The sequence below is a fragment of the Nonomuraea sp. JJY05 genome (assembly GCF_043496855.1).
Lineage (GTDB): Bacteria > Actinomycetota > Actinomycetes > Streptosporangiales > Streptosporangiaceae > Nonomuraea.
In genome coordinates, this window is the sequence record NZ_JBIEIS010000020.1 from 163,810 (window position 1) to 175,571 (window position 11,762).

The window sequence follows — 11,762 nt, forward strand, 5'->3', positions numbered from 1 at the left end:
TCACCGGAAACGCCAAGCGTCGGATTTGTCGCCTACGGTGGAGGGCGGGCCCGTACGCGCACGGTTCCGGGGATTGTCGGGAGTGAACTAAAGAACAATGGCCCCGTTGCCGCCCTCGGTGGAAGGACGCTCGCTTCGGCGGCAGAATTCGGAGCGTGCGGTACGGCCAGTGGATTTGTCGCCGAGTGCCTGCCGCCATCCTTCGCCGGTTCTCGTGCCCTGACGAAGCGGCGGCGTGGCAAACGGGCTTTCGACGAGGACGGACCGGCCCATGTCCACGCAGCCATTTATCTGAATCAATCTCATTTCATGACTCTCGTTTCTGATTCTGGTGAACCGGTGCTTTTGTCATGTCTTAGTGAGTGCTCATACGGTTGACAGGATCGCCGCGAGCGATGAAACTTAGGGTCTACCGACGCTGGTGGCGGGCGGGAGGGTGCCATATGCGAGTCAGGCTGCGGCCGATCCGTGAGCCGGACATAAACGTCCTGGAGGAGGAAGCCGCCACCCCTGAGGGCGTTGGTGATTTCCAGTGGTTCGGTTTCCGCTCTTTTCAGAAGATGAGAAAAAGACTGACCGAGGACGGGTGTATCGGCCCGGATTCAGGGGCGTTTGTTGTCGACGTCGAAGGATCGATCGCGGGATGGGTTTCCTGGGTCAAACACTGCTGGGGCCCTGAGGACACGTCCTGGAGCTGGACGATCGGGATAATCCTGTTTCCCGAATTCCGGGGCAGGGGCGTCGGGACCGCGGCGCAGAAGGAGTTGAGCGACTACCTGTTCTCGCACACCCTGGCAGAGCGGATCCAGGCTTCCACTGACATAAACAACATTGCGGAGCAGCGCGCCCTGGAGAAGGCCGGCTTCCAGAAGGAGGGGGTGCTCCGGAGGGCTCAGTGGCGTATGGGGCGGTGGTACGACCAGATCCTGTACGCCGCGATAAGGGAGCGTTGCTGACGGCCGGTTCACCTGATGCCGTCCGCTCGCCCACCTCGGACCGCACGTCCCGACGCTTCCCGATGGTTGTCAATCGCTCGCTGCGTCACACTCGGAAGACGGTTGATGCACGGGAAGATTCTCTCGTGCGAGTCGCCGACCCCGTCGACGATGCGCATCTTGATGTCGAAACGCTCCATCTCCGCAAGCGCCTTGATGGTGAAGCGGGCTATCTGGATCCCGTCGAGATAGTTGGGCATCGAAGGCAGCGGCGACCCTCTGGTCTTCCAGCGGAAGAAGTAGTCGATGCCGTCCACGAGGCCACGGGACTGCATCTGCTGGTTGACTATTGATATATGCACCCAGTGATACTGGTCATTGAGCGCCGGTTCGCCCAAGAATTTGACATAGTAACCGATGTATTCGAGCGTGGCCATTCCTGGGCCTGCATTGTGCAGCCAAACCCGCCATTTGTCGCTGTCTTCGGGTTGAACTGAGCACCTTCGTCATCGATCGCCATACTGATGAGCGGGCGGGTGGCGCGAGAATATTGCAGCCTGGCCAGCAGGAGTCCGATGGCCAATGCCAATATGTTCGCGGTCGTCTGGGCGTCGATGATGGTGAATCTGAACGGCGCGTCGCTGCGCAGCTGCTGCTCCATGTTGTTGCGGGCTATCTCCCAGGCGAAGTTCATGGAGAGCAGGACTATGATGCATATCGGAAGCATGACGAACACAACGGACCGGCGAACGACACGCTGATATCCAAATCGTTCGTCGTCGGGATGTAGTGCTGGTATGCCTGTTTCTGACATGCATGCCCCTGGTGATCCGTGACGGGGTCGCTTCCGCGCAAATCCTGTTTGCGTGGAAGCCGGCATAGATCATATGCGGTGGATTGCCATATCAATCCTGCATCAGGTGAGAGGAAAGTCAAGAGGAGTGGCTGTCATGGGCAGGGGAAGGCAGAGGCACGGCGGCTGGGATGACTGGGACAACGGGTAGCCAAAGTTGTGTAACACAATAGAACCTGTTGTAGTTTCCCGTCGGGGGCTCGATCGTTATTCCGATATGTGCCCACTACGACGTACTCGTCCGGGGCAGCGCAAATCCATACCGGCTTCGTACGGTCCTGCCGGCGACCCGATTACGGGCCGCAGGACGATCGCGCACCGAGAATCTCGTTCGGGCCCTGTTCGACCGCAGCCGCATCAATGTGCGGGCAAGCTCACCACCGTCGTGGAATGGACCGGCCTTCCGCGTTCCGGCGATCAGCACCGGCGGAAAGCCCCTTGAGGCAACATGGCCCCGCTGTATCGGACTGTACCCGTCCACTTGCTCAGCAGGCCCGAAGCAGTCTTGAGTCCCCATAGAACGGATACGGCCCGGCATCGATGACGATGCCGGGCCGTTCCGGTTGTCGTTGCTCGGCAACGACAGCTGACCACAAGGCCTTTCCAGCTCAGCGGCCGTTCGGCAGAAGGCCGCCGAGGCCGGAAGACCGGGCCGGACTACACGTCGTAGTACAGCTCGAACTCGTGCGGGTGCGGGCGCAGGCGGATCGGGTCGACCTCGTTCTCCCGCTTGTAGGAGATCCACGTCTCGATCAGGTCAGGCGTGAAGACGCCGCCCTCGAGCAGGTAGTCGTGGTCCTCCTCCAGCGCGTTGAGCACGTCGGTGAGCGAGCCGGGCACCTGCGGGATGTTGCGGGCCTCCTCCGGCGGCAGCTCGTAGAGGTCCTTGTCGACCGGCTCCGGCGGCTCGATCTTGTTGCGGATGCCGTCGATGCCCGCCATCAGCATCGCCGCGAAGGCGAAGTACGGGTTGCAGGACGGGTCCGGCACGCGGAACTCGATGCGCTTGGCCTTCGGGTTGGAGCCGGTGATCGGGATCCGGACGCAGGCCGAACGGTTGCGCTGGGAGTAGACCAGGTTGACCGGGGCCTCGTAGCCGGGGACCAGGCGGTGGTAGGAGTTGACCGTCGGGTTGGTGAAGGCCAGCAGCGACGGCGCGTGCTTGAGCAGGCCGCCGATGTAGTAGCGGGCCGTGTCGGACAGGCCCGCGTAGCCGACCTCGTCGTAGAAGAGCGGCGAGCCGTCCTTCCACAGCGACTGGTGGCAGTGCATGCCGGAGCCGTTGTCACCGAAGATCGGCTTGGGCATGAACGTGACCGTGTGGCCGTACTCGAGGGCCGTGCTCTTGATGATGTACTTGTACAGCATCAGGTTGTCGGCGGTCTTGAGCAGCGTGCCGAACTTGAAGTCGATCTCCGCCTGGCCCGCCGTGCCGACCTCGTGGTGCTGCATCTCGACGTCGATGCCGCACTCGATGAGGTTGCGCACCATCTCGGAGCGCAGGTCGGTGAAGTGGTCCATCGGCGGGACCGGGAAGTAGCCGCCCTTGTAGCGCGGCTTGTAGCCGAGGTTGCCGCCCTCGGTGGCCTTGCCGGTGTTCCAGGCGCCCTCGATGGAGTCGATGTAGTAATAGCCGGCGTTCTGCTTCGTCTCGAAGCGCACGTCGTCGAAGATGTAGAACTCGGCCTCGGGGCCGAAGTAGACCGTGTCGGCGATGCCCGTGCCCCGAAGGAACTCCTCGGCCTTGCGCGCGACGTTACGCGGGTCGCGGCTGTAGGCCTCGCCGGTCAGCGGGTCGTGCACGAAAAAGTTCAGGTTGAGCGTCTTGTGCTGGCGGAACGGGTCCACCACGGCGCTGGACGGGTCGGGCAGCAGAAGCATGTCGGACTCGTGGATCGCCTGGAAACCGCGGATCGACGAGCCGTCGAACATGAGTCCGTCGGTGAAGACGCTCGCGCTGAAGTTTTCTACCGGGAAGGTGAAGTGGTGAGTCGTCCCCGGCAGGTCGGTGAACCTGACATCGACGAACTGCACCCCTTCGTCACTGATGAACTTCAGGACGTCGTCGGCGGAGTTGAACACTCTCGAACCTCCCTGGGGACTGGCCATCATGCCGACGCTAGGGCGTGGCCGTTTCCGTGTGGTGTCTCGATTGTTTCGCACATGTTACGCAGGTCAGGTGCCCTTCGAAGCCGCGCAACCCTTGTGCCGGTCTCGTTCCAGCTCATACGGATCGATGGGCGCCCCCGTGGGCGTCACGGTATCCCGAGGTGAGTCCTCGAACACCGGATGAATGAAGCCGTCGCGCGTGTCGCACCTCGCCGGTGTGCTGCTGGCCCCCCAGCTCAGCGGCCACACCACCAGCCGTCCCTCCTCACGGTACAGCCACACGCGGCCGGTGGGATGGGCGACCACCCGGATGGTGGTGTCCGGCCGGCCGGGGCGGTGCACGGCGTAGACGACGAGGTGGTTCAGCTTGAGCTCGACGCCGCGGCGGCCGCGGTCCCTGAACGTGCCCAGCTTGACCCGGCCGTGCACCTTGATCACGTCGGTGGAGAACTCGGCCGTGCCCTTGGCGAACTGGATGATGTAGGAGGGGTCCTCCTTCTTCTTCTTGCGCATCTCGAGGTCCTTGAGGAACCAGTCGCGCAGATCGGGATCCAGCAGCTTGATGAACGCCTTGGGCCTGCCGCCCAGGAGCGTCTTCCTATCGAGGAAGGCCGCCGCCAGCAGCTCGCGGGTCCGCTTCAGGCCCTTCGCGACGTCCTTCTTCGACAGCCCGGCCAGCGCCTTGGCCTTCGGCATCACGAAGCCGGCGGCCCCCTCGGCGTACTTCTCGGCGGGGGAGCCCGCGAACGGGCTCGCCGGCTCCTCGCCCGCCCCCTCCGTCGGCTCCTCGGCGGCTTCGTCCGCCGGGTCCTCGACGGGTTCGACGACCGACCCCGCGGGTTCGGCGGCCGGTTCGGCGGCCGACACCGGGGGGCCGTCCACGATGACGCCAGCGGTGAGCAGATCGGGGCGGAAGGTCACGATCACCCCCGCGGCCGTGATCAGCGAGGTGATCACGGCCATCGCGATCCAGGCCCGCCCGATCCGCCGCCGCGGCGCGGACCCGTATCCCCCATATCCTCCGGATTCTCCGGATAAGCGCGCCGACCTGCTCTCGCTCCTGGCTAAGCGGTCGGTACGCCGCTGTTCTTTCGCGCCTTTGACGGCCGCGGCGCGCATCTTGTGCTGTTGCTCCTCGTCGATCTGCGCGACCAGCTCGTTGAAGCGCGCGTCAAGGTCATCCCCGTGTGGCATGGCGTACATGATGGCCGTTCTGCGACGCGGTTGGGTCACGATGCCGACCGGCCTACCGGGCGGATACCGTTGAAGGCATGAGCAGCAAGGAGCCTCGCTGGACGCAGACCTGGCTGGGCGGGGTCAGGTCCGCCGGGGTCGATCTCGGATACCCGGGGGAGCGCCTGGGGCTGCCCGAGGAGGGCAGCGGATCGATCGCCGGCTGGGGGCGCAGGATCGCGGCGCTGGTCATCGACTGGATGATCTGCACGTGGGTCGTCGTGCAGCTGCTGCTCAGGATCGACCCGGCCGAGCAGCCGTGGGCGCCCGCGGCCGTCTTCGCCGTCCAGTACCTGATCCTGGTCGGGTTCATGGGGCAGACGTTCGGCCACCGGCTGGCGGGCATCAGGGTGGCCGCGATGGACGGCGGCGACCCGCGCTGGCTGCCCGTGCTGGTGCGCGCGGCGCTCCTGTGCCTGGCCGTGCCGGCCCTGATCTGGGACCGCGACCACCGAGGGGTGCATGACCGCGTGTCCAACACGATGGTCGTCCGGATGTAGCCGAGGAAAAAACCGTACCGGGTTCGAAAATGTACCCGGTACGGTTTATGCTGCCCTCGTGGGGTTGAGGGAGCGGAAGAAGGCGCAGACGCGGCGGCGGATCGCCGAGGTGGCGCTGCGGCTTTTCGACGAGCGCGGCTACGACGCGGTGACCGTCAACGAGGTCGCCGAGGCGGCCGGGGTCGCCAAGGTGACGCTGTTCACCTACTTCCCCACCAAGGACTGCCTCGTCACCGAAGGGGTCAAGGAGGACCTGGCCGCGATCGTGACCGGGCGGGGGGAGGGGCGCTCGCCCCTCCAGGCGCTGCGCGAGCACTACCGCTCGATGGCCGCCCAGGGCGCGGCAGCGGTGGACGTCGAGGCGCTGCTGGCCAGGGTCCGGGTGATCTCGGCGAGCCCGGCCCTGATGGGCGCCCTGCACGGGGTGCACATGAGCGAGCGCCACGAGCTGGCCGAGGCCCTCGGGGACGCAGGTCTCGGCGACGACCTGACCGCGCGGCTCATGGCCGGGCAGATCACCGCCGCCGTCACCACCATCCAGGAGGCCTTCTTCCAGCGCATCGCCACGGGCGTGCCGCTGGAGGAGGCGGGCCGGCGGCTGGCGGGCGACGTGGAGCTGGCCTTCGACCTGCTGGAGCACGGCCTCACATACGTAAAAAAGGGGATAAATCATGAAAAAGGGGATCAACTATGATGTCGGGTTCCTGCCGGGCGACAGCCTGAGCCGCAGGTCGTTCCACATCGAGGACGTCCGGCGCGACATGCGGACGATCGCCGAAGACCTGCACTGCGCGTCGGTACGCGTCTCCGGCGGCGACCCCGAGCGCGTCGAGGCGGCCGCCAGGGAGGCCGCGGCGGCCGGGCTCGAGATCTGGTTCACCCCGTTCCCCGTGGACCTCACGCAGGACGCGATGCTGGAGGTCTTCGCGGACGCGGCCCGCCGCGCCGAGTCGGTGCGCCGCGACGGAGCCGAGGTCGCGCTGGTCACCGGCTGCGAGATCACCGCCTTCGGCCAGGGGTTCATCGACGGCGACGGGTTCGGCGACCGGCTCGGCGCCATGATGGCCGGCGACATGGAGTGGTGGACGTCCCTCATGGAGGTCATGCCGCGCTTCAACGCCTACCTGGCGAAGGTGGCCGAGACCGTGCGGCCGCTGTTCGGCGGCCGGCTGAGCTACGCCTCGGCGCCGTGGGAGCCGGTCGACTGGGCCCCGTTCGACGTGGCGGGCGTGGACGCCTACCGCGCCGCCTACAACGCCCAGCACTTCGTGGACGAGCTGCGCGCCCAGTTCAGGCACGGCAAGCCGGTCGCCGTGACGGAGTTCGGCACCTGCGCGTACCGCGGCGCGGGGGAGCACGGCGGCTCGGCCTGGGTGGTGCCGGAGGGCGCGGTGCGCGACGAGGGCGAGCAGGTGCGTTACTTCACCGAGCTGATGGACGTCTTCGAGCAGGAGGGCGTGGAGACCGCGCTGTGGTTCACGTTCGCCACCTTCAACCGGCCCGGCGAGGCCGACCTGGGATCCTACGGCGTGGTCAGGATGCTCGACGAGCGGCGCTGGGAGCCCAAAGAGGTCTTCCACGCCATGGCGGCTAGGTACGCGCGCAGCTGAAAATGGCCGTGCCCGGGAGGTGCCGGCCGCGCAGCGGGCTCCAGCCGCCCCACACCCGCTCGTGTCCCTCCGGCCACTCGGGCTCCAGCAGCCCCGTGACGGTCAGCCCGGAGGCGACCAGCAGGTTCACCCAGTCGCCCATGGTGCGGTGGTGCTCGGCGTACGTGACCGTGCCCCGTTCGTCGCGCTCCTCGTAAGGGGAGCGGTCGAAGTAGGACCGGTCGGACGTCAGCCCGCGCGGACCCGGATCGTCCGGGAACGCCCACCGGATCGGATGGCTCACCGAGAACACGAACCGGCCGCCCGGCCTGAGCACCCGCCGCACCTCGCGGAAGACGGCGAGCGGGTCGGCCACGAACGGCAGCGCGCCGAACGCCGAGCAGGCCAGGTCGAAGGCGGCCTCGGTGAACGGCAGCGACTCGGCGTCGGCCTGGACCACGGGCACGCGCAGCCCCGTGTCGAGGTCGATGCGCTGGGAGTGGCGCAGCTGCCGATGGGAGACGTCGAAGGCGGCCACCTGGGCGCCCTGCGTCACCAGCCACCGCGCGCACTGCGCCGCCCCGCAGCCGATCTCCAGCACGCGCCGCCCGCGCACCTCGCCAAGGAGGTGCGCGTCGGCCTCGTCGACGCCCTCGGGGCACCACACGAACCCCGTGTCACGCAGGAACTCGCCGTGTTCGAGCTGGTAGTCGTCGGCGTTGCCGTCCCACCACCAGCGGTTGGCCCGTGAGGAGGAGGACAGCACTAGCGCATCTTGGGGCCGCGCGGCATGCGCGCGCCCTTGGGCATGGGGCCCTTGGGCAGCGGCATGTTCTTCGGCAGCGAGCGCAGCCGGTCCTTCACCTCGTTGACCGCGGGCTTCTTCAGGTTGCGCGGCAGCTTCATCAGGTGGCGCTGCAGCTTGCCGAGCGGCACCTGCCCCTCGCCGTCACCGCACTGGATGTCGTAGATCTCGATGCCCAGGACCACCCGCGCGACCCGCTTCTTCTCGGCCGCCAGCATCTTCGCCACCCGGTTGCCCGGCCCCTCGGACACCAGCACGACGCCCGGATAGCCGACCACGAGGTGGATGAGATCCTGGTCGCGGTTGACCGCGATGGCGGGCGTGACCTGCCAGTTGCCACGCATGCCCTGCAACACCGCCGCCGCGGCGCCCGTCTGGCCGTGCAGGATCGAATATTGGGCCTTCTGGGCGAGCTGCCCGAAGACCACCAACCCGACCGTGAGCGCGGCCAGCACACCGATGAACACCGAATACCACAAGTAGTCCGTGACCAGGCCGATCACGACGACCACAGCCAGCGTGCCCACCGCCGAAAGGAAGACGATGGGCAACCCCTTGGGGTTGGCCTGCTTGATGATCTGCGCGATCATGCGGAGCTGCTTGATGCGCCCCGGCTTCTCTGGGTCCTCGGACTTTGCCATGCTCTGAAGGATACAAACCAACAGGTGCGGTAAGGAAAACGTGACCCGGCCATTTCGCGCCCGGCTAGATCGTCACGGTCGCGGAGAGGCGCGGATCGGCCGCGTGGCGGCCCGCCTCGACCGTGTGAACGCCCTCGACGGTCCGCCAGCCGCCCTCCTCCCAGACCTGGAAAGCCCGCTCAGGCAGGAACACGGTCGTGAGCACGCTCTCCCCGGGCGCCGCCTCGACCACGTCGAACCCGGCCAGCGCCCTGTCTACGTACACCTGCACGACCTCCCGCCCCGGGCGGTCGCCGGTGTTGGTGACCGCCACCGTCACGGTCGTGCCCTCGGCCGCGATCGAGTCGTACGACCAGGTGGTATAGCCCAGGCCGTGCCCGAACCAGAACGCCGGCGCGCGGCCCGAGCGCTGCCACGCCCGGTAGCCGATCGACGTCCCCTCCTCATAGGCCACCACCCCGTCCACCGGAGTCACGTTGACCACGGGAGCGTCCGCCAGGCGCCGCGGCCACGTCGTGGGCAGGCGCCCGCCCGGCTCGGCGTCCCCGAACAGCACGTCCGCGACTCAGGCGTGGCCAGGCCGTGGCTCAGGGGGTGGCGAAGAACTCCAGGAGCTCGGGCACCAGCGCCTGCGGGGCCACGTTGTGCGCCTGGCCCTCCAGGACGCGCCGCACCGCGCCCGGCACGGCCGCCGCGACCGCCAGCCCCGCGTTCGACATCCACCGGGGGCTGTCCTCGCCGTTCAGCACCAGCGTCGGCTGCCTGACGGCGGCCAGCCGCGCGGCGGGCAGCGCGTTGCCCGGCCCCAGCACGGCGGCCTCGTAGGCGAGGGTGTGGGCCAGCGCCTCGACCTGCGCCCAGGACGGCTGCGCGCGCATCGCGGCCACCGCCTCCGGCGGCGCCTCGGCCGCCTCCACCATGAACCGCTCGACGGCCTCACCCCGCCTGCCGGCCCTCACCAGAGCCTCCAGCCGTGCGGCGAAGTCGTCCGGCAGCGGGGGCGCGCTGTCGTCCACGTGGTACGGCGGCTCCCACAGGGCCAGCTTCGAGACGGCCGGGTTCCGCGCCGCGGCCTCCAGTGCCAGCGCGGCCCCCGACGAGCCCCCGAACACCATCGCCGACCCGCCCGCCGCCTCGACGACCGCCGCCAGATCCTCGATCTCCCGCTCGACGGCGTACAGCTGGGTGTCCCCGCTGTCCCCACGCCCCCGGCGGTCATAGTCGTACACCGTGAACCACGGCGCCAGGGCGGCCGCCACGCCGGCCAGCGTGACGTGGCCCCGCACTCCGAACGCGCCGTGGACCAGGACGACCGCGGGCCCCTCGCCGTAGCTGTCGAAGGCGATGGCGGTCCCGTCCGCCGAGGTCGCCCTGCCGCTCAGCCGGCCGGCTGCACCAGGCACAGCGCCTCCCAGTGGTGGCCGTCGAGGTCGGCGAAGCCGCGCTGGTAGCGGATGCCGTCCTCCTGCTTGACGCCCGCCGGGGTGGCGCCGAGCGCCAGCGCCTTGTCGACCAGCTCGTCGACCTGCGCCGGGTTCTCCATGCCCAGCACCAGGATCGCCTCCGTGGCCGTGTCGGCGGCGGCGATCTCCTTCGTGATGTACGAGGCGAACGTCGGCTCGCTCAGCAGCATGACCTGGGTCTGCTCGCTGATGATCACCGACGCCATCTCCTCGGCCATGCCGAACAGGTTGAAGCCGAGTTCGGCGAAGAACTTCTTCGACCGCTCGAGATCCTTGACCGGCAGATTGACGAACAGCTGCATTTTCCTCGTCCTTCCTTCGATGTGCCCTCAGTCTGCCGATCGAAGGGGGTGCCGGTCTTGGATCTGGGTGCCAGGCGGATTGACGTTCAGCGCACCGCGTTCAGGCGGCGGTACTCGGCGGGCGGCATGCCGTACGCGCTCTTGAAGAGCCTGCTGAAGTGGGCCGCGTCCGGCAGCCCCCACCGGGCCCCGATCTCGCTCACGGACCGGGTGCAGCCCGCGGCCAGCTCCGCCCGGCACCGCTCCAGCCGCCGCTGCCGGATCCAGGCGGCCACCGTGGTGTGCTCCGCCTCGAACAGCCGGTGCAGGTAGCGCACGGAGACGTGGTGCGCGGCGGCGACGGTGGCCGGGTCCAGGCCGAGGTCGCCCAGCCGCTGCTCGATGAAGGCGTGGATCTCCATCAGCAGCACACGCTGCCGGGAGTCCTCCGGTAACGCCCGCGTCAGCTCGACGTGTTCGGCGACGGCGGTGCTGACCAGGTCCGTCACGATGCCCGACAGCCTGGCGGCACTGCCCGGCCGGTACGTCTCGAGATCCTCGGCCACCCGGCGCAGCAGCGGCACGGCCAGCGCGGCGGCGCCGGTATCGGCGGCGATGGGGACGGCGGCGAGCGCGTCCACGGCGCCGGACGGCAGGGCGAGCAGGTCGCGCGGGAAGCTGAACAGCGCGAGCCGCACCGCCGAGTCGTAGGCCAGCTCGTAGGGCCTGGTGAAGTCGTAGATCGCGAACTCGCCCCTGCTGAGCTGCGCATCCCGCCCGTCCTGGGACAGCTGCGGGCTGCCCTCCAGGGCCAGCACGACGCGGTACATCTCCGGGGTGCCGCTGTCGATCATGCCCGGGGTGCGGTGCACGCTGTGGGGCGTGGACGTACGGATCCGGCCGACGGTGACCGAGCCCAGCCCGCCGGTCACGATCTCGCCCCGCAGCGGGGCGCCGGGGGCGATCCTGCAGTCGAGCGGGCCGAGCGTGTCACACACGATGCTCCGCCAGGCGTCGTGGCGCCGCTTGGCGGGCAGGTCACTCGTGCGGATCAGAACGGCCATGTCCGCTCCCGGGGTCGGCTGCCTGCCATGCTAACCACGCCCCCAAACCCCCGAAACCCACCGCCTCCGGCCCTTCGGGGTCCTGCGTGTTGTGGCGTCGGGAGCCGCGCCGTCGCCGCCGGCGTCTCTCCGTGCCGCGCCTTACGGTGCCGCGCCCTGCCGTGCCGCGCCGCTGTCGAGAGCCACGCTGCCGCTGTGCCGCTGTGCCGCGCGTCGCCGTGCCGCGTGTTGCCGTGTCCCGGCGGCCGGCGCGTTCTTCGACGGCGTGCCCTTGGGCGGCGCGCCCCGC

General features: G+C 68.3%; 14 protein-coding genes. 4 read left to right on the forward strand and 10 right to left on the reverse strand.

The window, feature by feature from the left end:
- Positions 1 to 443 precede the first annotated feature (443 nt).
- Positions 444 to 956, forward strand: a complete 513-nt coding sequence (locus ACFKCF_RS30510; protein ID WP_394498711.1) for a GNAT family N-acetyltransferase — start codon at positions 444 to 446, stop codon at positions 954 to 956.
- Between the two features lie 8 nt (positions 957 to 964).
- Here ACFKCF_RS30510 and ACFKCF_RS30515 read toward each other — a convergent pair whose 3' ends face one another.
- The 4 genes from ACFKCF_RS30515 to ACFKCF_RS30530 all read right to left on the reverse strand — a co-directional run bounded on the left by ACFKCF_RS30515 (position 965) and on the right by ACFKCF_RS30530 (position 5,091).
- Positions 965 to 1,252, reverse strand: coding sequence for a hypothetical protein (locus ACFKCF_RS30515; protein ID WP_394498712.1), 288 nt, complete (start codon positions 1,250 to 1,252; stop codon positions 965 to 967).
- A 29-nt stretch (positions 1,253 to 1,281) separates the two neighbouring features.
- Positions 1,282 to 1,629 (reverse strand): hypothetical protein, encoded by a 348-nt coding sequence (locus ACFKCF_RS30520; RefSeq protein WP_394498713.1) that lies wholly within the window; start codon positions 1,627 to 1,629, stop codon positions 1,282 to 1,284.
- 816 nt (positions 1,630 to 2,445) lie between these two features.
- Positions 2,446 to 3,870: a type I glutamate--ammonia ligase gene (gene glnA / locus ACFKCF_RS30525; RefSeq protein WP_185072808.1), complete on the reverse strand. Its 1,425-nt coding sequence runs from the start codon at positions 3,868 to 3,870 to the stop codon at positions 2,446 to 2,448.
- Positions 3,871 to 3,963: 93 nt separating this feature from the next.
- On the reverse strand, positions 3,964 to 5,091 hold the full coding sequence (locus tag ACFKCF_RS30530) for a hypothetical protein (RefSeq protein WP_394498714.1): 1,128 nt from the start codon (positions 5,089 to 5,091) through the stop codon (positions 3,964 to 3,966).
- Between the two features lie 77 nt (positions 5,092 to 5,168).
- Between ACFKCF_RS30530 and ACFKCF_RS30535 the strand changes: the two genes are divergently transcribed.
- The 3 genes from ACFKCF_RS30535 to ACFKCF_RS30545 are packed head-to-tail and all read left to right on the forward strand — an operon-like array spanning position 5,169 to position 7,240.
- On the forward strand, positions 5,169 to 5,630 hold the full coding sequence (locus ACFKCF_RS30535; protein ID WP_394498715.1) for an RDD family protein: 462 nt from the start codon (positions 5,169 to 5,171) through the stop codon (positions 5,628 to 5,630).
- A 58-nt stretch (positions 5,631 to 5,688) separates the two neighbouring features.
- Entirely contained in the window at positions 5,689 to 6,324 is a 636-nt protein-coding gene (locus ACFKCF_RS30540) for a TetR/AcrR family transcriptional regulator (RefSeq protein WP_394498716.1), read from the forward strand.
- Complete coding sequence (locus ACFKCF_RS30545) at positions 6,302 to 7,240, forward strand: hypothetical protein (protein ID WP_394498717.1); 939 nt, start codon at positions 6,302 to 6,304, stop codon at positions 7,238 to 7,240. The genes ACFKCF_RS30540 and ACFKCF_RS30545 overlap by 23 nt, the downstream gene beginning before the upstream one ends.
- Here ACFKCF_RS30545 and ACFKCF_RS30550 read toward each other — a convergent pair.
- From ACFKCF_RS30550 to ACFKCF_RS30575, 6 genes are all read right to left on the reverse strand, one after another.
- The gene (locus ACFKCF_RS30550; RefSeq protein WP_394498718.1) at positions 7,221 to 7,985 is read right to left on the reverse strand and encodes a class I SAM-dependent methyltransferase; all 765 of its coding nucleotides are present in this window, start codon (positions 7,983 to 7,985) and stop codon (positions 7,221 to 7,223) included. The two genes, ACFKCF_RS30545 and ACFKCF_RS30550, sit on opposite strands and share 20 nt — an antisense overlap.
- On the reverse strand, positions 7,985 to 8,665 hold the full coding sequence (locus ACFKCF_RS30555) for a DUF4191 domain-containing protein (RefSeq protein WP_350728818.1): 681 nt from the start codon (positions 8,663 to 8,665) through the stop codon (positions 7,985 to 7,987). The genes ACFKCF_RS30550 and ACFKCF_RS30555 overlap by 1 nt, the downstream gene beginning before the upstream one ends.
- 64 nt (positions 8,666 to 8,729) lie before the next feature.
- The gene (locus tag ACFKCF_RS30560; protein WP_394498719.1) at positions 8,730 to 9,221 is read right to left on the reverse strand and encodes a glycoside hydrolase family 3 C-terminal domain-containing protein; all 492 of its coding nucleotides are present in this window, start codon (positions 9,219 to 9,221) and stop codon (positions 8,730 to 8,732) included.
- Between the two features lie 31 nt (positions 9,222 to 9,252).
- The gene (locus ACFKCF_RS30565; RefSeq protein ID WP_394498720.1) at positions 9,253 to 10,068 is read right to left on the reverse strand and encodes an alpha/beta fold hydrolase; all 816 of its coding nucleotides are present in this window, start codon (positions 10,066 to 10,068) and stop codon (positions 9,253 to 9,255) included.
- Positions 10,044 to 10,430, reverse strand: a complete 387-nt coding sequence (locus tag ACFKCF_RS30570; protein WP_394498721.1) for a VOC family protein — start codon at positions 10,428 to 10,430, stop codon at positions 10,044 to 10,046. Before ACFKCF_RS30570 ends, ACFKCF_RS30565 begins: the two co-directional genes overlap by 25 nt.
- A gap of 86 nt (positions 10,431 to 10,516) precedes the next feature.
- Positions 10,517 to 11,473, reverse strand: coding sequence for a helix-turn-helix domain-containing protein (locus ACFKCF_RS30575; protein ID WP_394498722.1), 957 nt, complete (start codon positions 11,471 to 11,473; stop codon positions 10,517 to 10,519).
- Between the last annotated feature and the right edge of the window lie 289 nt (positions 11,474 to 11,762).